This is a genomic window from Pseudoduganella aquatica, assembly GCF_020865585.1.
Lineage (GTDB): Bacteria > Pseudomonadota > Gammaproteobacteria > Burkholderiales > Burkholderiaceae_D > Rugamonas > Rugamonas aquatica_A.
Genome location: NZ_CP086370.1, coordinates 3,195,686 through 3,219,169, shown reverse-complemented (window position 1 = coordinate 3,219,169; position 23,484 = coordinate 3,195,686). Strand labels below are relative to the sequence as shown.

Genomic DNA, 23,484 nt, shown 5'->3' with positions numbered 1-23,484 from the left:
GGCTTAGTGCTGGTGCGAGCCGCCGCGTTTGACTTCCATTACGTGGTTGTGATGCGGATTATCCGGCGCCGGCGACGGTGACGGCGCAGCGGCAGGAGCGCCGGGAGCGCGCGGCGCGGCGGGCAGTTCGCCTGTCCATTCGCGCGCCAGGGTGCTCGGCGGGTGCTTGTACCAGCCTGTATCCTTGTAGTCGTTGCGCGCCAGGCCTTCGCGCACTTTCACCGTGGTGAACATGCCGCCCATTTCAATGCCGCCGAACGGCCCCTCGCCCGTCATCATGGGCAGCGTGTTTTCCGGCAGCGGCATCTGCATACCGCCCATGGAGCCGCCTTTGTCCCCCATCACCATATAGTCCGGCACCAGGCGGTTGATCTTCTCCGCCACGCCGCTATGGTCCACGCCGATCAGGTTGGGCACGTTGTGGCCCATGGCGTTCATGGTGTGGTGCGATTTATGGCAGTGGAAGGCCCAGTCGCCCGGATTGTCGGCGATGAATTCGATGGCGCGCATCTGGCCCACCGCGATATCGGTCGTCACCTCCGGCCAGCGCGCGGACGGACGTACCCAGCCACCGTCCGTTCCGGTCACTTCAAACGTGTGGCCATGCAGGTGGATGGGATGGTTGGTCATGGTCAGATTGCCGGCGCGGATGCGCACGCGGTCGCCCTTGCGCACCACCATGGGGTCGATGCCGGGGAAGGCGCGGCTGTTGAAGGTCCACAGGTTAAAGTCCAGCATGGTGTTGGTCTTGGGCTTGTAGCTGCCGGGTTCAATGTCGTAGGCGTTCAGCAGGAAAACGAAGTCGCGGTCCACCGCGTGCTGCGCAGGATCCTTGGGATGCGTCACCCAGAAGCCCATCATGCCCATCGCCATTTGCGTCATTTCGTCGGCGTGCGGGTGGTACATAAAGGTGCCGGCATGCTTGGCCACGAACTCGTAGACAAAGGTTTTGCCCGGCTGGATGCCGGGCTGGGTCAGCCCGGTCACGCCGTCCATGCCGCATGGGAGGATCTGGCCGTGCCAATGCATGCTGGTGTGTTCGGGCAGCTTGTTGGTGACGAAGATGCGCACGCGGTCGCCCTCCACCACTTCGATGGTCGGCCCCGGACTCTGGCCATTGTAGCCCCATAGCCGGGCCGTCATGCCGGGCGCAAGCTCGCGCTCCACCGGCTCGGCCACCAGGTGGAACTCCTTTACGCCGTCCTTCATGCGCCAGGGCAGAGACCAGCCGTTCAGCGTTACCACCGGGTTGTAGGGACGGCCGTTCGGCGGCAGCAGCGGCGGCGCGGTTGCCGCGCCCGACTGCTGCGGCGCTTCCGGCAGCGATGCGGCGCCTGCCCTGGTTGCCATACCCGCGCCTATCAGCGCGGCGCCAGTCAGGAATGATCTGCGGTTGGTCATTTGTTTGCTCCCTTGCCGCCCATCGCAGCTTCCAGATTGGTTTGCGCGACCCAGAACTCCTTGAGCGCGTTGATGTAGGCGCTTACGGCGGCAGCCTGTTCGCGCGAGTCGGCCAGCAGCTCGAAGGTGCTGGCCAGCATGCCGTTGTAGCGCAGCAGCGTCTCCTGCGACACCTGGCGGCGCAGCGGGATCACATTGTCGCGATAGTGCTTCGCCAGCTCGTAGGAGGCGCGGTAGTCGTGATAGCTCTCGCGGGCTTCGCTTTGCGCGTTGGCTGCAGTTTCGGCCAGCTTGTTCACGGCTTGCATATACACCGCCTCGGCGCGCGCCACGCGTGCCGAGCCCCAGTCGAACAAGGGGATTTCCAGCGTGATCTCGTAGCCGCGCTCGCGCGGCCGGCCGGTGGCGCTCTCGCGCACCGCAGCCAGTTCCAGCACGTTGATGAAGCGCGTGCTGCGCGTCAGGCCCAGCGTGGATGCGGTGTGGCCGGTCTCCAGTTTGGCGGCCTGGATGTCCAGGCGGTTGCGCATGGCAGCCTGCTCAACGTCGGCCACCTCCTGTACTGCGGAGGGCAGTTCAGGCAGATGCGGAGGCAGCTTGAGCGCGGATTCGGCCCCGCTCAAACCCAGCAAGCGGTTGAGCTTTTCACGGCTGGCATTCACCTGTTTGCCCGAGCGTAACGCTTCGGCCAACGCGTCGCCGTGGAAGGCCTGCTCGCGCGCGGCATCCAGCTTGCTCCAGTTGCCCGCCTTTTGCATGCGCTGGCCCAGCTCAGCGCCCGCTTCCGCCGCGTCGCGCACTTGCAGCGCGTATTCGTGGGCCTGGGCCGCAGCCACCGCCTCGTAATAGGCGCGGCGCGTTTCAGCGGCCACTTTCAGCGCCTGCTCGGCCACGGCCAGCTTGGCCTGTTCGAAGCGCCGCCCTTCTATGCGGCTGGCCAATGGTGCGGTGATCAGGCTGACCAGATTGAAGCCCAGCGTGCGCTCGATGGACGTGTCGCCGCCGCCCTGGGTGTGCTTGTAGCCAAAGGCCGGGTTTTGCAGGCGCCCGACCTGCACCAGGTCCGCCTCGGCGATGCCGAGCGACCAGTAGGTGGCTTGCAGGCCACGGTTGTTCAGCAGCGCTATCTGCACGGCGCCGTCGGCCGTAAGCGGCTGTTTCAGCTGTTCTTGCAGCAGTCCGGCGAGCGCCTTGTGGTCTTCATCGCTGCGCAGCAGCTTGCCCTGCTGGCCGATGCGCTCTTGCGTGGCCTGGGCCACGGCGCTGAAACCCTGGTCGCCGGAGAACGAGGCGCAACCGCTCAGGACGACGGCCATGGCCACCGCGAGTGCGGGCGCGAGCCTGGCCGCAGGCCGTCCCGGCATAGGTGTGTGTTTACTCATTGCTAAGTCTTCCTTGTCTTGCATGGATGTGGAGCCGCGCGCGCGGGTGCGGAGCACATGCGCAGGCGCGGCAGCAGGCTTTAGACGCGGGCTTCCCGGGGTGGACGCTCGGGCAGCGCCAGATCGACCGCAGGAAGGCGGCCGGAATGGAAGGAAATGCATTGGGAGGATGCTGCTGGCAGCTGCGGCAGTACGGGAAGCGCGGGCGCCAGGGCGGCGCCTACGCAGCAGGCGCCGGTGCTGCCGCACTTGGATGGGCCGTGGGAGCCGTGCATGCCACGCTCATCCTGGCCGCCGTCATGGCTGGCATGCGCTGCGGCGGCCAGCATGGCGGCGTGGTCGTGGTCCGCCGTCATGGCGGGCATGCCGGACGGCGCCTGGGAAGGCGCCGCAGCCGTGGCCGGCCCGCACAGCAGCATGCTGGCCGAGGCGACACCCTGGAAGGGAATCGCCAGCAGCATGAGCCACAGCAGCAGGGATCGGAACACGGCTTTCATGCCCGGCATCCTATCACAACATGGCTTACTTCTCGACCACCGGGGCGCGGCCCAGCGGCTGCTCCATGTTCGCCAGATACCAGGACAGCGTGGACATCACCGCCACGTGGCGGCGCAGGTTTTCCGGGTCCACTTTGTCCAGCGTGTCGGCCGGGGTGTGGTGGTAGTGGAAGTAGGTCGACGTGTCCACCTGCGGCTGGAACAGCGGCACGCCGTCTTTTTCCAGCAGCGCCAGGTCGGCCGCGCCCACGTGGTCGCGGCGCGTGAACACGCCGGCGCCGATAGGCTGCAACGCCGCCATCACGGGCGCAAAGTGCTTCTCCGCCTTGGCTTCCACGCTGGCCAGGATGCCGAACGGACGGCCGCCGCCGCTGTCGCTTTCCATGGCGGCGAACTGTTTCAGGATGCTGTCCTTGTTGGCCGCGTGGTAGGCGGCGCCGCCGCGCGTGCCGTTCTCCTCGTTCATCCACGCGATCATGCGGATGGTGCGGCGCGGCTTCAGATTGAGCGCCTTCAGCGTTTGCAGCACACCCATGGCGCCCGCCACGCCGGTGCCGTCGTCGTTCGCGCCGGTGGCCAGGTCCCAGGAGTCCAGGTGGCCGGAGACGACCACGATCTCGTCCGCCTTGTCGGTGCCAGGCAGGTCGGCGATGACGTTGAAGCTGTCGGCGTCGGGCAGGTTTTGCGGGGTCAGCGTCAAATGCATCTTGACCGGGCCGCGCTTGGACAGGCGTGCGATCAGCATCGAGTCCTCCGCCGTCACGGCCGCAGCGGGAATGCGGTCCGCTTCGGACAGCGCGGTGGCGCCGGTGTGGGCGATGCGGAAGTCCGCGCCGCCGACCGAGCGCACCAGGAAGCCCGCCGCGCCCATTTGCGAGGCGATCTTCGGCCCCAGGGTGCGGTAGCGCGAGCCGTTGCCGTAGGCCGGGCCGGCCAGGCCGCGGTCGGCCATTTCCTGGTCAAACTTCACGTCGAACAGCACGATGGCGCCTTTCACTTCGGCGGCGCGCGCTTTCAGTTCGTCGAAATCGCGCACCACGATCACCGGCGCGGTCAGGCCCGCAGCGGGCGTGGCGCCCGAGCCGCCCAGGGCGGTCAGCACCACGCGCTGGCTCAAGCCGGCCGGACGGCCCGCGTAGTCCACCAGTTCCGCCGTTTCGGCGCCGCGTACCCAGTGCGGCACTTTCACCGGCTGCAGGGTCACCGTTGCGCCCAGCTTGCGCATGGCGGCGGCCACCTGCTCCACCGCCGCCGCCGCGCCGGGGGAGCCGGACAGGCGCGGACCGATCAGGTCCGTCATGTCGGCCAGGCGTTCGTAGGCATAGTCACTCTTCATCGCTGCGTCGCGGATCTGTCCCAGGGTCGCGGGGTCGTTGGCTGGGGCGGCGATCGCGCCGGCGCTCAGCATGCAGCTCATCAAAACGGTCAAAACGGTTTTCATGCAGGTCCTGGTTGGGTAGAACTGTAGGGAGGGAAACGATAACGTATTTAATAATGTTGCGCACTAGTTTTTGGATTTACACTGAAGCTTTTCCAACGGATGGAAGCGGCCATGCTTAAAGGACAACTGTGCACCGTGCGCCATTTGCTCACCGCCGACCTGAATACCTTCATCGCGCTGGCCAATGACCTGCCCTCGCGCGGCGACTATTTTTCGCAGCAGTTCAAGTCGCCGGAAGCCATGCGCCGGGAGTTCATGCAGAACGGCTTCGTCACCGAAGACAGCGAGCTGTTTGTGGTGGAGGACCGCGCCCACCATATTGTCGGCGTCATTACGCATTTCAAAAGCCGCACGCCAACCTCGCGCGAGATCGGCTACCGCCTGCTGGAACCGGCACTGGCCGGGCGCGGCTACATCAGCGAGGCGCTGCGGATGCTGGTCGACCACTTGTTCAAAGTGCATGCCTGGCACCGCATCGAGCTGCTGACGGCGCCGGAGAACACCGGCTCGGTGCGCATCGCGCAGAAATGCGGCTTTACCGAGGAAGGCAGGCTGCGCGGGGCGTTCTTCATCAACGGACGTTATCAGGATGTCAGCATCTACGGCCTGCTGCGGCCGGAATGGGAGCGCCGGCGGGCAGCTTTGTAAGAATGTGTATATTCGTTCCGTGCGCCCGATTTGCCGAGCTATAGTAATACTCATACGACGGCAACATGACCATTCCGGTCCTGGCCGAGCAAAGGGGAACACCATGCTGAACAAAAAATTCCTGGGCGCGGTAGCACTGCTGGCCACCGCTGCCGTCTCGTCTACCGCCATGGCTGCAGGCGACCGTGACTTCAATACCGCAGCCGGTGCCGTCATCGGCGCGGCCATCGGCAGCCAGAATGGCTCCGGCGGTGCCGTCGTGGGCGGCCTGGTTGGCGCGGCAGTCGGCAACAGCCTGGGCGGCGGTCGCCATCACGGCGGCGGCTACGTGTCCACCCGCGTGTACACCCAGCCTGCGCCGGTGTATTACGCACCAGCACCGCAGCCGGTCTACTACGCGCCAGCGCCGCGCTACTACGAGCCCGCCGTGGTTTATGTTGAACCGGCCCGCCCATACTACTACCGCGAGTCGCGCCGCGACTATTACTATGACCGTGGCTACCACGGTCATGGCCGCGGCCACGGTCACGGCCATCGCTGATACCCGATCCCTGTAAGACCCCTTAACGGCCTCCGCCCTCGGCGCAGGCCGTTTTTTTGCGCTTTTCCCTACCCTCCGCTAGGGCTCCCCGACGGCATGCCGCCGTATGGGGAGCACCATGACAGCAAGCGACAGCATCATCACCCTGGAACTGGGCCATTACCGCGTGCGCGAGCGCATCGGCGGCTCGGCCTATGGCGTAATCTGGCGCGCCGAGGGGCCGCGCGGCACGCGCGACGTGGCGCTCAAGCTGATCAACGAAGCCCAGATGGCCCGCGCCCTGCCTGCGCAGCGGGAGCGCTGGATCGCCAGCGCGGAAAACGAGATCACCTTTCTGCAACTGCTGGAGCCCTGGGACGAGCGCCATATCGTGCGCCTGCTCGACAGCGGCTGGCACAACGGCCTGCCCGTGCTGGCGCTGGAGCTGCTGGACTGCGACCTTGGGCGCCACATGAAGACCCTGCGCGGTCGCGGCGAGGCGCTGCCGCAGGAACGGCTGCTGGGCTGGATGTCGCAGTTGAACCAGGCGCTGGCCAAGGTGCATCAATACGGCTGGCGCTACCTGGACCTGAAACCCGCCAATGTGCTGGTCGATACCCTGCTGGGCAATGTGAAGCTGGCCGACTTCGGCACCAACCGGAGGCTGGATGCGCGCAGCGAGCACTCCTACGCAGGAACTGCCAACTGGCAAGCGCCCGAGCAGTTTTTCCCTGCAGCCGGGGGCGGCTATGCCACCGGCCGCCAGAGCGACTATTTCGCGCTCGGCGCCCTGTTCTACTTCCTGGCAACCGGCGGCACCCAGTTGCGCTATTGCGGCGAATGCGGCCAGGCTTACCGCGACCATCCGACCGGGGGCGCGGACATGCTGCTGCGCCAGCATGGCGGCCTGCCCCCCACCTTGCATGCGGACGAGGAGACGCTGTTCATGCGCGCCTTCGGATCCACCGGCCCCGCAGCAGACGCAGCGCTGCGCCTGCTGCGGCAGATGCTGGCTCCCGAGCCGGGCGCGCGCCCGCGCCACGCGATCGACATCAGCCGCCAACTGGCCGGCATCGCCGGCCCGGTCGCATTGCCCGCGCCGGACGCCAGTACGCAGCATTGGTGGAGCGCCCAAGCCGGACTGGCCCACACCAACTGGCATAGCGGCGCGGAGGCGTGATGCGCAACCGCCTGCTCGCCGCCACCGCCGCCGCGCTGCTGGTGCTGACGGCTCTGCAAGCCTGGTCGCTGCTGCGCGCTCCCGCCGCCTGGTCTCCCACCGCCATCGAGATCCGGCTCGCTCCGGGCGTGCAAACCATCCTCGGCGCCCGGGAACTGGCCGCTCCGCAGGCCGAACGCGCCCATATCCAGTTGCGCAGGGACGCGCAAGGCGCCTGGCTGCTGCGCAATCTGAGCGCATCGCGGCCCGTCGTTCTGCACGGCCCGGACGGCGACAAACGCATGGGCAGCGCGGCGCTGGCTGGTTTGGGAAGCTTTCAGATCGGCGGCACGGTGTTCGCGCTGGAGCAGGCTGGCGCTGGCCGCGAGGCCGCATTCCATTTTGGCGGCAGCGCCTGGCGCTACGACGGCGTCACGCTATACCGCGACGGCAGCGCCCAGCCCGCATGCCCGGACGCCTCCGCAGCGGCGCGCATAACGGCGCTGTGGAACCGCGTGGCGCCCGGTGTGCTCACACTGGCCCGTCCACTCGCTTTCGGCGGCAATATCCACTGCGGCAACAGGCTGGGACTCGGCGGCATTGCGCCCGGCGCAGCCATACTGGCCCGCAGCGGCGGCCAGCTCGTGCTCAACGCGGGGCCGCAGGATGACGGCCACACCGCCCTGCGCACCATACGCAACGCTGCAGCGAACGCGCACGCGCCGATGCAGGCCAGCCTGCGCCAGGAAGAACGTCCGCTCGCAGGCGTGAATTCATTCAGTATCGGCCGCACCCGCTTTTTGCTTGGACCGCAACCCGGCGCGGTTGACGGCGATGCGCTCAATCTTGAGCCGTCCCGGCATCTGGCCCTGTTCGCGAGTCCGGAGTCTCGGCTGCCGCCAGGCGTAAGCTGGCAATGGCGCCAGCGGACGCTTCTGGGCATTGCCGACTCCCCTGCCATCCTGGCGCTGCTGGCCATGGCGATAGCCGCGCAGCTGCTCGCCCACGCGGGGGGAAGCCGGAGGACGCCGGCCGCACGAGCTGTTCCTGCGCCCGGAGCGGCGGGGGCAGCGCGCCTCGCATCGGCAGAGCCATTGGCACGTGCCGTCGCCGCCGCGGCGCTGCTGGCGGCGGGGATTGCAGCCATCGTGGCGCAGCGGGCCGGGCATCCTGCCAGCGCGGCCTGCTCCCTGCTGCTCGGCGCAAGCGCGCTGGCTTGCTGGCTGCTCACGCCCAGGCGACTGCCGCTGCCCCTGGCCGCTGCCCTGGTATTGCTGGCGGCGGGCCTGCTGGCGCAACTCGAACTTGGCCTGGGCGCCAGCGTATCGTCCTGGCTGCGCTACTACCAAAAGAGCACCGCGCTGCTCGCGGCAGGCAGCGGCGCCAGCGCGCTGTGGCATCTGTCCCGTACCTGGCGCCGCAGCGCACTTGCCGTCACGCCCCAGCGCACCATGGAATGGCTGCTGGCCGTCCTTGCCGCCGTAGCGCTGGCCGCGCTGGCCGCGCAGGTACTGTGGGGCGACGAAACCGGCGTGTTCGACCTGCAGCCGGTGGAACTCGCCAAACTCGCCCTCACCGCCCTCACCGCCCACTGCCTTGCCCTGCGCATGAGCTGGAATGATGGAGGCCACCGCCAGCCCGGCCACGCCGCGCGCTGGCTGCAGCTGGCCGCCCCCGCCCTGCTCTTCCTGGCGCTGCTCGCCTTCGCGTTGGTCCAGGTGGACGACTTCTCGCCGCTGATCCTGCTGCTGGTGTGGACCCTGTCCATGGCCTTCGCCTACGCCCTGGCGGCCCGCCGGCCCGCGCTCGCTGCGGTAATGGCCTGCGGCGCGCTGTCGGCCATCGCCGTCATCGCCGTGGTGCGCGGCGCGGGCGCGGAAGGCGTGGCGCAATGGCCGCTGGCCAGCAGCTTCTATGCCGACCGCTTCCAGGTCTGGCTCGCACCCGCCGCCCACCCCCACACCGGCCAGCAACTGCTGCTCGGCGCGCACGCCATCGCCGAAGGGGGCTGGCTGGGTGCGGACAATATGCTGGGCCTGCGCTCCCTTGGCCTGCCAGTCGGCGCCGCCGTCAATATCCCCGCCGTACAGGACGACTTCGCGCCCGCCTTCTTCCTGAACCGCCACGGCCTGATCGGCGCTGTGCTGCTGTGGGCCGCCCAGGCCGCGCTGGTGGCGGGCCTGCTGCACGTGGCCGCCCGAACTTATGCCGCCGCCACATTGGCGCGCGACTTCCGCCAGGCCTGGCTGGGCCGCTTCCGCTACTTCGCTTTGTGCGGCGGGGCGGCGTTTGTGCTGGGCCATCTGCTGCTGTCCTGGGGCACCAACCTGGCCATCTTCCCCATCATGGGCCAGCCCATGAGCTTCCTGTCCGCCGGAGGCAGCCATCTGCTGTTTTTCCTGTGCCCCCTGCTAGCCTGCTGTGCGGTCAGCGCGCAATCTTTAGAGGAGAACGAACATGCCGATCTACGTCCAACATGAAGTCCTGGGCCGGATTCCCGACGTCTTCAACGCCGAGGCAATCTGGCAAGCCCCCGGCCTGGCGCTGTTCTCGCGCCGCCCTCTGCTGCGCGACCTGCTGGAACGCAGCCCGCGCGAACATCGCGGCCGCGCCGCCACGCGCTGCTTCTCGCACGTGACGCTGATGCTGCCGCAAGAAGAAGTCGATGACGACTACCACCTGACGCGCGGCGCCCGCGCCCGCGAACTGGCGCAAACCCTGGCTGCCCTGCACCAGAAAGACTTCGGCGACCTGCTCGGCAGCGACCAGGTGCGCTACGACGTGCTGGGCAAGGATGAGCTGGCGCCGGGCGAGGTTGAGGTCCGCTTCGGCCATGCTGTCTATCTGCCCGCGCCCGACGAGAAGGCGCTGTTCAACGTGAGCGTGTCGCGCGACAGTGCGGTTTGGAAGCCCGTGTGCGCGGTCTACCCCAGCCAGCGCCTGGCGCTGATAGGCGGCAGCGAGGGTGTGGCCAGCTATGTGGCAAGCGGCTGGCCTTTCGGCGGCGACAGCGCCATCCTGCTGCTGAACGACGGCCCGGATGCGCAGCCGGTCGTGCAGATGCGGCCAAAGGACGCCTTCGATTGCAACTTCGACGCCAGCCAGGGCCACTACGTTATCAAGGCCAAAGGCAGCAGCGCCAGCGCGCGCCTGCTGCTGAAGATTACCCGCAGCAGCTCCGCGCCGCCAGCGGCCCGCCCGGCGCCACAGCGCAGCGCATCCACCGCAGCGGCCGTCGCCGGCACCGCCTCGCCGTCGCGCGCCGCAGTCTGGCAGGCCCGCCCTCAGGCGCAAGCGGACAGCAGCGACCTGACCGCCGTTCCACAGCCAACCCGGCGGCCCGCCCCGCGCAGCGGAGAGACCGACGCAACGTATGCACCGATGCTGCAACGCCAGCGCGTGAGCCTGGTGGCGCTGGCGTTGCCGCGCCTGAGCCGCTACCGCGACACCGGCGCCACCGCACTGGAAGTCCCGTTCAGCCACACCCTCGGCCTGAATGCAGATCCGGCCGCAGGCAGGGCAATCAGCTTCCTCGTCAACGACAGCGACGAACTTTATGCCTGCACGGACAGTGGCCGCCAGCGCATCACCGCGCCCGCCAGCTTCACGCCGGTGGACGCGCGCGCCATCCGTGTGCTGCCCGCACCACCGGCCATGGCGGAGCGCTACTGCGCTACCGTAAGCTTGGTGCAGCCGCTCAGTACCGGCGTCGCTCCTGGCGCGCGCCTCGCCTTCGGCCGTGGCTCTCCCGCGCTGGCCGCGCTGCGCGTACTCGATTCGCCGCGATTCCTGGGCAGCGGCAACAACGCCAGCGCGGACCGCATCGGCCTGTCGCGCAACGCCTTCAGCTTCGAGGCGGCGCCGCAGGGCTTCAAGATCGGCCGCCTGTCCGCCTCGCAGGCGCTCTATCACCTGGACGAGCGCATGGAATTTGTGGCCAGCATAGGCGAAGCCAGTGCCGACGCGCCATACCTGCTACCGGCAGGCCACCATCTTGTCGCGGGCCACTACGTGCTGCGTTTCGACGTGTGAGCGGCGCCATGCGGATTGATTCTTTTCACGGTCTTGCCGCCTGGCTGGCGGGACTGGCCATCACGCTGGTGCTGGCGTCATGGCTTACGCCGCGCGAGTGGTGGCGCCGTCCCACAGTGCGCAATCTGTGCATTGCGGTGCTGGGCACATGGGCTTTTGGCAGCCTGATACTGCATTTCGCCAGTGCCCCGCTGCCGCAGATGCAGCTGGCTGGCCTGCCCGGCTCCTTCGCTCCGGCCAGCGCAATGCAAGCGCAGACACTGCCGCAAGCCCGCAACATGCCGCCGCCCGCATCCCATCCGTTCCGCGTGCATCGCGACCTGAACCTGCGCGCCTCGGCCAGCGTGGATGCGGAGCGCCTGGCACTGGTGCCGGCCGGCGCCAGCGTCACGCCCACCGGCGTCCGCTACGGCGACTGGTGGGAAGTGCGCGCCCATGCGGACGGCAAGACCAGCACCGGCTGGGTGAGCAGTTTGTGGCTGCGGCGCGCGGCGGAATGAGCATGCCGTCATTATTCGAGACACTTGATTTCGGCCCCGGCCTCGACGTGGCAGCACGCAGCGCCTCCAGCAACAGCAGCAGCCACGCGCTGGAAAACCAGGACAACCTGGTGCTCATAGACGCCAACGGACGCGCCATCGTCCTGCATGGCCAGATCGAGCGCGCGGTCCAGCTTCCAAACTGGCCGCGCGGCCATATGCGCATGGCGGTGCTGGACGGCATGGGCGGCCACGGCTACGGGCGCCAGGCGGCGGAAGCGGTAGCCGCAGGCCTGCTGCGCATGCCCGCCTGCGCCACGCTGGCAGAACTGGCCTCGCGCCTGGACGCCCTGCATGCGCAGCTCCAGCAGCAATTCAGCACACCGGGAGACGCGGGCCAGGCGCGCCGCCCCGGCACCACGCTCACGCTGCTGGAACTGCGCCCGCAGCAGGCGCCGCTGCTCTACCATGTGGGCGACTCGCGCCTGTACGAGATCACGCCCGACCGCGCGAGCGCGCTCACCATCGACCACGTGCCCGCAACGGCTTTCGCCATGCAAGGCATGCTGAACGCCGAGGAATGGTGGCGCCAGGTGCATGGCGAGCACCGGCCGCACATCGCGCAGGCTTTCATACTAGGCAACGCCTTCGCCGATCCGCAGCAGCTTAACGATGCGCTCTGCGCCCTCGACGGCGCGCGCCTGCCCGGCTTCCTGCGGCCGCTGGCGGACCGCCGCGCCATCACGGTGCGCAGCGGCGCGGTCTACCTGCTGGCCACGGACGGCTTCTGGGCCTGCCGCCGTCCGCAGGAATGGATAGCGCAATGGCCGGAATTGCTGGGCAGTTCGGCCAGCGCCGCCGAGGCGGTCGACACGCTGTTCGGCAGCTACCGCAGCGCGCCGCCGTCCGGCCTGAAACTGGACAATCTGACAGCCATCGCCTTGCGTTTCAACGCCAAGCAAGATGTCAGCAATGTTGACGAAACGGCACTACCACTACCCGGCGCGATGCCGTTTTGATCAGGGCATTGTTGCGCCCTTGCCCCGCTCTTTGGCGCTGGCGCAAATCAAATGCAATAAGCGGCGGGAACGGTTGCCATGCACAGGCAAAACCCGTAAGCTCTCGTTTATGCCGCCGGTCCTGAAGCCATGAAAAAATGCAGCAACACTGACCACCCGCACTGCACGTTCTGGGTACTCCCCGGGGAAGATGCATGCGCGGGCGGACATCAGCAGCCTGCAGCCGCGCCCACCAGTTACGATCTACTGAGTGCCATGCGCAGCGCCCGTGCCGCCTCCCCGGCCACGGCGGTCAGTCACGCCCCTGCAAACGCACCTTCAAACGCCAGCGCGCCCGCCTACCAGACGGCGCGGCCCCGCCCCCAGCTCCACATCAGCGGTTTCGACCCGCGCGCCGCAGGCGGCCGCCAAACACTGAAAATGGAATTGCGCGGCATGCCGGACGACTGCGCGCCGCAACTGGCTATCCAATTGCAATCCGAGCTGATACCGAACGGCGCCTCTCGCCAGCAGTTCGTGCGCGCGGCGGACGGCAGCTGGCGGCCTGCGTTTGTCGAATTCACATCACGGAACAAGGAGCACGGCCAGTACCAGATCAGCGCCGAAGTGCTCAGCCAGCACGCCGGCCTTGCCACGCGCCGCTGGGAATGCGTGTTTGTCATCCTGGTGCCGCGCCTGGACGCCACGCTCACTGAAATCCACCGCATCTTCCTCAGCACGCACAAGAATGTGCGCGTGGTGGCGGAAGACGCTTCGATTGCCCGCGTCAGCGCGCAAGGCGGCGAAAGCCTGGATATCGACGTCACCGCCCGCAACGCCGGCATCGCTCACGTCAACCTGGACGCGCCGCAAGGCAAAGTGGACATGGGCTTCTCCACCATCGCCTGGGACGAAGACCTGATCGAAATCGCCGTGCCACGCAGCGCGCCGGTGCACCCGCATCCATCCACTGCGGCAAGCTTCGTCAACGCCGCGCCGGAAGCGGGCTCGCAACGCCAGCTGCGCCTGTTCGCGCTGGACGAATGCGTGCTGGGACGATTTGAACTGGTGGACCCGGAAGCGGACGTGCTGCTGCAGCACTTTGGCGAAGGCAGCCCGGAAGCGAACGGCCTCACGCGCCGCCTGTCCGGCCGCCACGCCGTGATACGCCGCGCCGCGCAAGGCAGCGGTTTTGAAATTGAAGACGTGTCGCGCTACGGCATCCTGCTGGACGGTGTCTGGCCCGGCAAGAACAAGCCGGTGCGCCTGCGCCAGGGCATGCGCATTGAGATGAGCGCCAGCATCAAGGGCATCGTGGTGCTGCACGTGTCGGCCATCATGCCGCACGGCGTGATCCTGCACCGTCTGGACCAGGGCGCGCACGCCGAATGCCTGTTCCTGCTGGCGCCGAACTGCCACCCCGGCTACCCCATGCCGTCCTTCCCCGCCACGCCGCAAGCGGCCGCGCTGCCGCTGATACTGCACCACGACGGCGGTTTCTGGCATCTGGACCAGCTCACCGGCAAGGAGACCGCACTGGCTCCGGCCACCTCGCTGGAAAAACTGAGCCGCATGCCGCGCCTGATGCGCTTTGCCAGCGAACCGTATCCGGAAAGCTGGATCATCCGCACCGGCGCGCACGACCTGCACAGCACCATCGCCGCGCAGGACATGCACACCGCCTGATCAAAACGCTTACAGCGGCGTGGGCTCCTTGTCCACGGGACGCTTGGGCAGCGGAATGCGCTCGGTTTCTCCAGGCACCTGATCGAAACGCATCGCTTCCCAGTCCTCACCCGCCTGCACCACGCGCTCCTTGCGCGACGAGACAAAATTCCAGAACATGTAGCGGCGCCCGTCCAGTGGCTCGCCGCCTATCACCATGAACTGCGCGGCCGAGCGGGCGAGCACGCGCTGGGCGGTACTCGTATCCAGCAGCGCCATGGTGTGCAGCGCCAGCGGCACGCCGTCGATTTCCAGTTCGCCGCTGATGGGGTAGATCGCCGCTTCGGCCGGCAAGCCAGCCAGGCCTATCTCCTGCTCCGCCTTCAGCGCCACGTCCAGGTACAGCGTCTGGCTGTAGGTCTTCACCGGCGAGGTCTTGCCGAAAGCGGTGCCGATCAGCACCCGCACGCTGGCGCCGTCCACCTGGAAGGAAGGAATCTGGTCAGCCCGGGTGTGCTCGAAGCACGGCTCGCATTCCTCGTATTCCTTGGGCAGCGCTACCCACAGCTGCAGGCCGTGCGTGCGGTGCGGCTGGTCCACCAGGTCCTTGGGCGTGCGCTCGGAATGGACGATGCCCTTCCCGGAAGTCATCAGGTTGATCGCTCCCGGCTCGATGCGCTGCACCGTGCCCAGGCTGTCGCGATGGTCCATCGCGCCTTCAAACAGATACGTCACCGTGGCCAGGCCGATATGCGGGTGCGGACGCACGTCATGGTCCGAACCCGGCGCCACGTCGATCGGGCCGAAATGGTCGAAGAAGATGAACGGGCCAACCGCCTGCTTCACCGCGGACGGCAGATAGCGGCGCACCACGAAGCCGCCGCCCAGGTCTTTCTCATGGCCTTTCAACACATTGGAAATAGTCATGATGCTTACCCCAGCACGGTGTTGATCTCGGTGGTCACAGCCGTCATCAGCTTGTGGACCGGGCATTTCTGCGCGGCCGACAGCAGTTCGGCGCGCTGCGTTTCGCTCAGGTCGCCGGTCAGGTGCACCGTGGCGGACAAGCGGTACACGCCCTTGCGCTCCTCGCTGTCGTCGCGTTCGGTGGTCACTTCCACGTTCTCCAGCGGATAGCCCTTGCGCTTGGCGTACCACACCACGGTAAGCGCCTTGCAGGCGCTGATAGCCGCGTCGTACAGGTCGTGCGGCGAAGGGCCGGCGTCGCTGCCGCCTTCCTCCACCGTGCCGTCGACGGAAATGATGTGGTTGCGCACATGGGCGATATGCCGCATCGGCAGGGACTGGTCGCGGATTACTTTGATAGACATGGGCTCCTCGCATGCGTAAGTCTTGGAAGCCACAATGTACACCGTTTGCCCTTGGTTCGCCTATCCCATTCGCCCATCTACACAGAATGCATATCTCATGACCTAGCTCAAACACAGGCCGCATATGGCTGGCAATCGGCACTTGCGCTCCATAGAGTAAAAAGGTGCAGGGCCAACAATGGAGACCATCATGAGCGAAATTACAGGCGCCATAGACTTGAGCAAGATACCCGAGGAAGAATTCGATCCCGACCTGGACCTGCGCGCAGCGGTGGTGCGCGACGGCGCCGTGCTCGGCTCCACCGTGGTAAAGGCGGGCAACCGCCGCGAGCCGCTGCGCTTTGCCGTGCAGTTCGATGCGCCTCTGCTGCCCGGTGCCACGCTGCCATGCCCGGTGCGCCTGGTGATCGGCCCCAACGTGGGCGACCTGGAACTGCTGGGAATAGACACGCTGAACCACGTGGTGGACCTGGCCGGCCAGCGCTCCGATACGGACGACGGCGGCGACGCCACCCCGGGCGAGCCAGCCGGCGCCAGCGCCAGCTACGAAGTGAAGGTGGACGTGGGCGTTCTGGCGGTGGACATCGCCATCTACCACTGCTGGCTGTTCTGCTGCCGCACCTACACGCTGCGCGGGCGCGTGGTCTGCCGCCGCTGGCACTACAATCCGGCCACCGGCCACTGGAGTTTCTGCGACGAGCCGGTGCCCGGCGCCACCGTCGAAGCCTACGACGTGGACCGTTTCTTCTTCTGGTACCACCGCGACCTGATCAAATCCGCCGTCACCGACATCAACGGCAATTTCGTCATCACTTTCCGCTGGTGCTGCCTGCGCTGGCGCCCCTGGCTGCTGCAAAGCTGGGCCGTGGACCATGAGCTGATCAACCAGATCCAGAACCTGCTGACGCGCTACCGCATCCCGCTGCCGCCGGTGCCGCCCCCACCGTCGCCGGACCCGCTGTACCTTCAGCAGCTGGCCGCGCACGCCACGCGCAGCGGCGCCATGCCCAGCGCCCGCACGCAGGTCGGCCAGGGCGTTCCGGACAACGCCATGTCGGCCGAGGCGCTGCTGGCGGTGCTGCCGCCCTCGCCCGAGCTGGCGGCCCTGCACATCTGGCCCTGGTGGGACCGCAACGACTGCGCGCCGGACGTGGTGTTCCGCGTGACCCAGCCTTGCGGCGGCACCGTGCGCGTCATCCGCAATGAAAGCAATGCGCAGACGCGCTGGGACATTCCCGCCAATCTGCACGTTACGCTGCTGGCCAACGACCTGGCGTGCTGCCTGCCGGTGTGCTACGACCCCGATTGCCCCGAGTGCCTGCAAGTGACCTTCGTCGGCTGCGTCGACACCAGCCAGATCGGCGCCGCCGACCTGCCACCTGTGCCGCCGCTGCCGGACCTGCGCGGCTACGCCTACACCGCCATGCCGTCGCCGGACGACCGGCCCTTCTATGGCTCGCTGCGCATACGCGGCGGCGTGGGCAGCGACGTGGACTACTTCAAGGTGCAGATCTCGCGCGACGGCGGCGTCTGGACCGACCTGCCGCCGCCGGCCTTTGAAGGCTTCCAGCGCAACTACTGGGACGGCAGCGGACAAGCCGTGGAGCCGGCGCCCGCCTTCACACCCATCGTCAAGAACGGGCAGACCGTCATGATCACGCGCCAACACTACGAGGCGCTGCACCCGGCCATTCCACGCTTCGGCGGCCAGGTCATCTGGTACGACCCTGACACGCTGTTCTATTTCGACACCACGGCCAATCCCGCCATCACGCCGGACGCGTTGTACCAGCTGCGCTTCATCGGCTACTCGGCCGACGCGGCGGACAACCTGATACTGGGGAGCGCACGCGTGCTGCCCGGCTGCGGCCAGCAGGAGGCGCAGAAAGTGTTCATCCGCGTGGACAACCAGGCCATGGTGCATCCGGCGCCCACCGCGCTGCATCCTTGCGGGCCGGGCACGGTGCATGACTGCACCAATGAGCCGGACTGCTATATCCGCCGCATCTGCGTCAACGAAGGCACGGCGGGCGAGTACTGCATCAGCGCCTGCGACATGGTGCGCCTGTCCGCCAGCGACACGCTCACCGTGCACTTCAGCGCCACCGTTCCGGCCACCGTGCAGGACGGCCACCTGGGCGGCTACACGCTGTTCGCGGAATACGGCGTGGCGCAGACCTTCCAGATCGGCACCGGCGTGCACGGCGCGTTCAGCGCAGACCCCACGTTTGAAGTCGGGCCGACCTATCTGGAAGCGCTGTCGCAAGGGGCGCCACGGCCGCACTGGTACGGCGGCCACTACAAGGTGACGCTGCGCGGCAGCGACTTTGACCGCTGCTGCGCCTACATTCTGCGGCTGAAGGCCTGGAAGCGCACGGCCAACTGCGGCGCACCCAGCCTGACGCACTTCAATGAGTTCGAGGTGGCGTTCACCATATTGCGGCCCGAGCTTTGCCCGGACGTGTGCCCGGAGCCGGACGAGAACAAGGGCTAGAGGCTGCAGATGGGCGGCGCATGGTACGAGCTGCTGCTGGCCGTCCTGGCGGTATGGCGGGTGACGCACCTGCTGCACGCCGAGGACGGCCCGTGGGACTTGACGGTGCGGCTGCGCGGCTGGGCGGGCGACGGTTTTCTGGGGCGCACGATGGACTGTTTCTACTGCGCCAGCCTGTGGGTGGCGCTGCCGGCCGCCGCCATGCTGGGCACAAGCTGGCAGCACTTTGTACTGCTGTGGCCCGCGCTGTCCGCCGCAGCGATCACGCTGGAGCGCGTGCGCGGCGCGCTACGGCAAGAGGAGCCTTAAATGGGATGCTGCGGAAGCAAGCGCCAGCAGGTGGTGCAGAAGATCTATGGCTCGCAGGGATACAGCGCCAGTGCGGGGCTGCGGGCGAGTGCGCAGGACAGCATGCGGGCCGCACAGCCGGCCGTGGCCGAAACGCCGGCAGGCATGCCGCATTTCGCCACGCCGGCGGGGGTGCCTTTTGTGTATGACGGCTTGGCGGCGCTGGTGGTGACCGGCAGCGCCACCGGCCGCCGCTACCGCTTCGCCGCACGCGGCGTCCGGCTGATGGTGGATCCGCTGGACGCGCCCACCATGCGCCAAACGCCCAAGCTGCGCTGCCTCGCGTGATGGCGGGTTACGGCTTCGCCTAACCCGCCCTACGAATGCAGCCGGCGATACCACTGCGTAGGGCGGGTTAGCGTAGCGTAACCCGCCATGTCCGCAGCCCGTCGGCTTACGCGAGCTTGCGCGCTACCCGGAAGCCGACGATGTCATTGGCCAGCACGGCCGAGTAGCCGTTGCGCAGCGCGGAACGCAGGTAGCGCGGCTGGTACAGCCAGGAGCCACCGCGCAGCACGCGCCGCGCAGCGTCGCCGCCCCGCTCCCAGGCGCTGCCGTCGCCCGGCGCGCCTTCGTAATTGTCATGCACCACGTCCTGCGTCCATTCCCACACATTGCCGTGCATATCGAACAGCCCCCAGGGATTCGGCTGGAACGCATCGACCTTGGTCGTCCCGTGCCGGAACTCTCCCTTGGCCCCGTTGTTGTAGGTGAAATTGCCGTCGTAGTTGGCCATCTCCGTGCTGATGTCATCGCCGAAGCTGAACGCCGTGTGCGTGCCGGCGCGGCAGGCGTATTCCCACTCCGTCTCGCTCGGCAGGCGGTACAGCTGCCCCGTCTTCTCCGACAGCCAGGCCAGATACTTCTGCACGTCGTTCCAGCTCACGCCCACCACCGGATGCTCGTCTCCCTGCTTGAATCCGGGCGAGGCCCAGTCCGTGTCCGACATGGACTCCCAACCCGTGGCGCGCGCAAACTGGCGCCACTGGCCCACCGTCACCGGGAAGCGTCCCAGGGCGAAGGGATATTCTATGCCCACCCAGTGCTGCGGCGTCTCCCGGTCCAGCCAGGACTTTTGCGATCCGGCCCGAATGGCGACAGCGCGCTCATGCTCGGACGAACCCATTTGAAAACGCCCGGTCGGTATCAGCACCAGATCCGGCCCTACGCCGGTGCCGTCCAGAAAACGGTCGCGCAGCACGCCGCTGGCGTCCGCAACGGGGCTGCCGGGCGTGGGCATGAGCGCCGCCAGTTCGGCCGCATTGCGCGCCGCCTGCTCCTTCCGGTGACGCTCCTGCTCGGCGCGATAGGCGGCTTCCGCCTTGAGCTGCGCCGCCTTGCGCTGCTGTTCCTCCTGCGCCTGGCGCGCCTTCAAGGCGTCCGCCTCGCGCCGCGCCAGCAACTGCTCGCGCAGGCGCGCCTTGCGTTCCTTGGCAGCCTGCTCCGCGTCCAGCCGCTGCTGGCGTTCCAGCTCGCGCCGCTGCTGGTCCAGCTTTACCTTTTCCAGCGCGGCCGCCTGCGCCTCCGCCTTGCGGCGCTCGGCCAGCTCCACCTGGCGTTTCAACTCCTCCGCCTTGGCCTGTTCGGCGCGCACCGCCTGCTCGCGCCGCTGCTCCTGCTCGCGCTGGCGCTCGCGCGCCAGCCGCTCGGCCGCCTGCGCCGCCAGTTCCTCCTCGCTGGGACCGGATGCGCCCAGCAAGGCGTCCAGCAGCGCGGTCACCGACTCGGGACGCTGATCCTGCGCAAAAGCGAAGCCGCGCTGCAGCACCTGCCATTGCATCTCGTTGAGCGCGGCGGGTGCGGAAGGCAGAAACTGTCCGCTGCGGTTTTCGTCGAAGGGCAGCCTGCCCTCCAGCAGCTGGTAGATCATCACCGCCACCGCGTACACGTCCAGCTTGGGGCTGGGCTGACGCTGCGAAGCGCCCGCTTCCGGCGCGCGGTAGCCGGTGGTGCCTGCGTTCGGCGTCTGCATCCCAAGGCTGCTGCCCGCGTTGCGCGCACGCGAGGCGATGCCGAAGTCCAGCAGCTTGACCTCGCCTTTCTGGGTCAGGAAGACGTTGCCGGGCTTGATGTCGCGGTGCACCAGCTTGTACTTGTCCCAGGCATAGTCCAGCGCATGCGCCACGGGCCGCAGCAAGGTCTGGACCTGCTCCGGCGTGGCCGGGCCGGAGTGGGCCAGCCAGGCGTCCAGGTCCTGGCCGTCCAGGCATTCCATGATGATGAAGTAGCTGGCCGTGGCCGGGTCCTGCGCCCATTCGTAGATGCGCACGATGTTCTCGTGCGACAGGCGGCGCGCCTGCGTCGCTTCCTCGATCAGCAGCTTGGTGTGCGTGGCGCTCTGGGTCAGCTGCGGCGGCAATATCTTCAGCGCCACCTGCGCGCTGTGGCCAAGTTCCTCCTGCGTGGCCAAATCGGTGGCCTGCCACACCTGCCCCATGCCGCCCAGGCCTATCAGGCGCTCCAGCCGGTAGCGCCGGTTCTGCGGGCCGATCTCCTGGCCCGCCATCAGGCCCAGTTCCGTACCCTGCCTGATCTGGATGGGCGATGCGGACGCGCCGGGCGCGGCGCTGCCTCCCAGCGGCGAATACTCGGCGTCCAGGATAGCGTTCTTGCGGCGGTCGAACTCTTGCAGGCTTAACAGGCCATCGTCATGCAAGGCGCGCAGTTCACGTATCTTGTCTCTTGCTGTTTGCATCTTCAACTTATAAAGGCACGCCGCATTCGGCGCAGAATTTCGCATTCGGACGGTCGGCGGCGACCGGGTGGCCGTTCACGCAAACATTAACGGCAGGCTGCCCAGGTCCATTAGCAGCCGCGTGATGGTGATGCACCGGTGCGCCCGCCTGGGCCACGCCCACGCCCAGCTGCATCTGTGCGCTGAGCGCATTGGCGTGGGTGGCGTTTTGCAGCTTGAGCAGGTCGAGCTGATGCTGCTTGTCCTTCTGTTCCTGTGCGTCGCGGTGGGCGCGTTCTTCATTCACGCGCTCCTGCAGCATGCGCATGGCCTCGGCCGGGCTCAGGCTGTTTTCGGCGGCCACCACGGCCGCCATGGACTGGATTTGCGCGGGGCTCATGCCGGCGCGCACCTGCTCCTTCATCACCTGCGCCAGCGCAGCGGCGTTCTGCGCGGGCGCCATCGCCACCTTGCCGGTGTCGCTCAGGTTGCCGATGGTGGCGATGCGCTCGATATCGATGCGCGCCAGTTCCGCCGCGTGCGACTGCTGCGCCAGCAGCAGGTCGTATTCGCCTTTCCAGCGCGCGAAGTTCTGCTCGCGCTCATGCTCCATCTTCTTCAGGTCGCGCTGCCAGTCGGCTTCCTGTTCGCGCTGTTTCAGCGCCAGGCGCTGCTCGTCGACCGCCAGCTGGTCCAGCGCGGCGCGATGGATCACGGCCTGGGCCTGGCGCTGCTGCACGCCGTCCGCATCTATCGTGCGCAGCAGCCTTTCGTGCTGCGCCACCGCGTCGGCGCTGGCGCCGTCGCGCCGCATCTGGTCCAGCTTCTGGTTCACTTCAGCCACTTGTACAGCATTCTCGGCGTCCTTCACTGCTTCGCCGCGCAGCAGTTCGCGCTGATGCGCCAGTTGCTGCTGGTCCTGCCATTCCTGCACGCGCTCCGCTTCGCGCTTGCGCGCCGCGTTGGCCAGCGCCACGCCGTGGAAGCGCGCCTTGTGGTGCTCCGCCTCCAGCTCGGCCTCGCGCTGCTGCGCATCCGTTTCACTCTTGCGCAAGCGGAGCAGCTGCGCGCGGCGGTGCGCCTCGTCCTCGATGGTCAGCGCCTGCGCCACCTGGTTCTGGATCTGCTGCATGTGCAACTGGTGCGAGAAGCGCTGCTGCGCCAGTTGGCGCTGCTCCAGCGCGGCCTGCTGCGCCACTTCCAGCTCGGTGCGCATCTTGATCTGCGCCAGTTGGCGTACATGCTCCCATTCGGCCACGTCGCCGGCGCGGCCGGCCTTCTTCTTCGCCAGATCGTGTTCCAGTTCGATCAGCGTGGCGCCGGCGCCCCGCTCGAAGGCCTCGCGGCGCGTGCGCGATTCGATAATGCGGCCGTACAGATCCACCTCGCGCGCGCGGATGGCCTGCACGCGTTCGGCCTCCTGCTGCGCCAGTTCGGCCTTGTCCACATTGGCGTCCTGGCGCAGTTCGGCACGGCGGAAATCGCTGCGCAGCTTCTGCTCCTCGCGCCAGATGGCTTGCCACTCTTCTTCGTTGTAGAGTTCATCGAGCTGCTTGACGTGCTCCAGCTGCGCGTGGCGCTCGTCGGCTACCAGCCACAGGGAACCCACACGCTCGCGGTTGTTGTCGAACTTGTCGTGCCGCAGGGACAGCGTGTCCACCTGCGCCACGGCCAGGCCGAATTCGGCCAGGCGCAGCTTGAGGGCGGCTTGCAGGCGCTCGTCCAGTTGCAAACGCAGGTCGGCATTGCCGCTCATGTCGCGCATGGAGCGTCCGCCGATGAATTCCGCCGCCACCTGGCGCACGGAGTCCGCCAGCAACGCGTGCAGATGCAAGGTGGTCACGGCGCCGGGCACGGTCATGAAATGCTGGGCAAAGGCGGCGACGTTTTCCACCTTGATGCCAACCTTGAAACGCGCGGCCACTTTCAGGTGCTCGGCGGTGTGCAGGTCGCTGAAGGAGAACTCCACCGGCAGCGGCGTGGTGCGCGTGATCAGGATTTCGGCATGCTGGTCGCGCAGCAGATGGTTCAGGCGCGTGAAGAAGCCTTCGATCTCGTATTCGCCTTGCGGCACTTCGGTGGCCTTGTCCGCCTGCAGGATGTAGGCGCGGGTGGTGGCCGGCACGCGCAGCGTCTTGTTAAAGACGCCCGATAGTTGGCGCACGCCGAAATAGACGGCCAGTTCGTCGTTGGCCGGTATCCAGCGGTTATCGCGCAGCACGGGCTCATTGTGCGGCGCACCCAATATCACTCCGCAGTTCGCGCAGTAGCCGGTGCCGGCGCCATTTTTATGCTCGCAGCGCGGGCATTTTACGCCGCCAAAACCAAACATTCGGAACATGTCGAACTCCTTGTAAACCTGCTTACCGCATACCCATTCCAGCCGCCCCGTCCGGTCCTGATTTTAGCAGGGGC

At 67.4% G+C, this 23,484-nt stretch carries 19 protein-coding genes; 11 read left to right on the top strand and 8 right to left on the bottom strand.

What is annotated here, in order from left to right:
• Positions 1 to 3: 3 nt before the first annotated feature.
• The 4 genes from KT882_RS14400 to KT882_RS14385 all read right to left on the bottom strand — a co-directional run bounded on the left by KT882_RS14400 (position 4) and on the right by KT882_RS14385 (position 4,721).
• Positions 4 to 1,401 (bottom strand): multicopper oxidase family protein, encoded by a 1,398-nt coding sequence (locus KT882_RS14400; protein ID WP_228896350.1) that lies wholly within the window; start codon positions 1,399 to 1,401, stop codon positions 4 to 6.
• Positions 1,398 to 2,783 (bottom strand): TolC family protein, encoded by a 1,386-nt coding sequence (locus KT882_RS14395; protein ID WP_228896348.1) that lies wholly within the window; start codon positions 2,781 to 2,783, stop codon positions 1,398 to 1,400. The genes KT882_RS14400 and KT882_RS14395 overlap by 4 nt, the downstream gene beginning before the upstream one ends.
• 80 nt (positions 2,784 to 2,863) lie before the next feature.
• Positions 2,864 to 3,280, bottom strand: coding sequence for a hypothetical protein (locus KT882_RS14390; RefSeq protein ID WP_161072312.1), 417 nt, complete (start codon positions 3,278 to 3,280; stop codon positions 2,864 to 2,866).
• A gap of 25 nt (positions 3,281 to 3,305) precedes the next feature.
• Positions 3,306 to 4,721 (bottom strand): M20/M25/M40 family metallo-hydrolase, encoded by a 1,416-nt coding sequence (locus tag KT882_RS14385; protein ID WP_161072313.1) that lies wholly within the window; start codon positions 4,719 to 4,721, stop codon positions 3,306 to 3,308.
• Between the two features lie 111 nt (positions 4,722 to 4,832).
• On the opposite strand from KT882_RS14385, the gene KT882_RS14380 reads away from it, so the two are divergent.
• From KT882_RS14380 to KT882_RS14345, 8 genes are all read left to right on the top strand, one after another.
• A complete protein-coding gene (locus KT882_RS14380) occupies positions 4,833 to 5,369 on the top strand; it encodes a GNAT family N-acetyltransferase (RefSeq protein ID WP_161072314.1) in 537 nt (178 codons plus the stop codon).
• A gap of 103 nt (positions 5,370 to 5,472) precedes the next feature.
• Positions 5,473 to 5,910 carry a hypothetical protein gene (locus tag KT882_RS14375; protein WP_161072315.1) on the top strand — a complete coding sequence of 146 codons (438 nt, stop codon included), beginning with the start codon at positions 5,473 to 5,475 and terminating at the stop codon, positions 5,908 to 5,910.
• Between the two features lie 118 nt (positions 5,911 to 6,028).
• The gene (locus KT882_RS14370; RefSeq protein WP_228896346.1) at positions 6,029 to 7,069 is read left to right on the top strand and encodes a serine/threonine-protein kinase; all 1,041 of its coding nucleotides are present in this window, start codon (positions 6,029 to 6,031) and stop codon (positions 7,067 to 7,069) included.
• Positions 7,069 to 9,528, top strand: coding sequence for an FtsW/RodA/SpoVE family cell cycle protein (locus tag KT882_RS14365; RefSeq protein ID WP_228896344.1), 2,460 nt, complete (start codon positions 7,069 to 7,071; stop codon positions 9,526 to 9,528). The genes KT882_RS14370 and KT882_RS14365 overlap by 1 nt, the downstream gene beginning before the upstream one ends.
• Positions 9,506 to 11,080 carry a hypothetical protein gene (locus KT882_RS14360; protein WP_228896342.1) on the top strand — a complete coding sequence of 525 codons (1,575 nt, stop codon included), beginning with the start codon at positions 9,506 to 9,508 and terminating at the stop codon, positions 11,078 to 11,080. Before KT882_RS14365 ends, KT882_RS14360 begins: the two co-directional genes overlap by 23 nt.
• Before the next feature lie 8 nt (positions 11,081 to 11,088).
• The gene (locus KT882_RS14355; RefSeq protein ID WP_228896340.1) at positions 11,089 to 11,580 is read left to right on the top strand and encodes an SH3 domain-containing protein; all 492 of its coding nucleotides are present in this window, start codon (positions 11,089 to 11,091) and stop codon (positions 11,578 to 11,580) included.
• 2 nt (positions 11,581 to 11,582) lie between these two features.
• On the top strand, positions 11,583 to 12,578 hold the full coding sequence (locus KT882_RS14350) for a PP2C family protein-serine/threonine phosphatase (RefSeq protein WP_228896338.1): 996 nt from the start codon (positions 11,583 to 11,585) through the stop codon (positions 12,576 to 12,578).
• A gap of 255 nt (positions 12,579 to 12,833) precedes the next feature.
• The gene (locus KT882_RS14345) at positions 12,834 to 14,243 is read left to right on the top strand and encodes an FHA domain-containing protein (RefSeq protein ID WP_228896337.1); all 1,410 of its coding nucleotides are present in this window, start codon (positions 12,834 to 12,836) and stop codon (positions 14,241 to 14,243) included.
• A 9-nt stretch (positions 14,244 to 14,252) separates the two neighbouring features.
• On the opposite strand, the gene KT882_RS14340 is transcribed toward KT882_RS14345, so the two are convergent.
• Entirely contained in the window at positions 14,253 to 15,149 is an 897-nt protein-coding gene (locus tag KT882_RS14340; protein ID WP_161072322.1) for a pirin family protein, read from the bottom strand.
• Positions 15,150 to 15,154: 5 nt separating this feature from the next.
• Positions 15,155 to 15,553 (bottom strand): OsmC family protein, encoded by a 399-nt coding sequence (locus KT882_RS14335; protein ID WP_161072323.1) that lies wholly within the window; start codon positions 15,551 to 15,553, stop codon positions 15,155 to 15,157.
• A gap of 190 nt (positions 15,554 to 15,743) precedes the next feature.
• Between KT882_RS14335 and KT882_RS14330 the strand changes: the two genes are divergently transcribed.
• The 3 genes from KT882_RS14330 to KT882_RS14320 are packed head-to-tail and all read left to right on the top strand — an operon-like array spanning position 15,744 to position 18,683.
• Positions 15,744 to 18,047: a hypothetical protein gene (locus KT882_RS14330; RefSeq protein WP_228896335.1), complete on the top strand. Its 2,304-nt coding sequence runs from the start codon at positions 15,744 to 15,746 to the stop codon at positions 18,045 to 18,047.
• 9 nt (positions 18,048 to 18,056) lie between these two features.
• Positions 18,057 to 18,356: a hypothetical protein gene (locus tag KT882_RS14325; RefSeq protein ID WP_161072325.1), complete on the top strand. Its 300-nt coding sequence runs from the start codon at positions 18,057 to 18,059 to the stop codon at positions 18,354 to 18,356.
• On the top strand, positions 18,357 to 18,683 hold the full coding sequence (locus KT882_RS14320; protein ID WP_161072326.1) for a hypothetical protein: 327 nt from the start codon (positions 18,357 to 18,359) through the stop codon (positions 18,681 to 18,683).
• A gap of 106 nt (positions 18,684 to 18,789) precedes the next feature.
• Here the strand turns inward: KT882_RS14320 and KT882_RS14315 are convergent, their stop codons facing one another.
• Both KT882_RS14315 and KT882_RS14310 read right to left on the bottom strand, forming a co-directional pair.
• Complete coding sequence (locus KT882_RS14315) at positions 18,790 to 21,090, bottom strand: SUMF1/EgtB/PvdO family nonheme iron enzyme (protein ID WP_228896332.1); 2,301 nt, start codon at positions 21,088 to 21,090, stop codon at positions 18,790 to 18,792.
• A gap of 7 nt (positions 21,091 to 21,097) precedes the next feature.
• A complete protein-coding gene (locus KT882_RS14310; RefSeq protein ID WP_228896331.1) occupies positions 21,098 to 23,410 on the bottom strand; it encodes a coiled-coil domain-containing protein in 2,313 nt (770 codons plus the stop codon).
• Positions 23,411 to 23,484 lie beyond the last annotated feature (74 nt).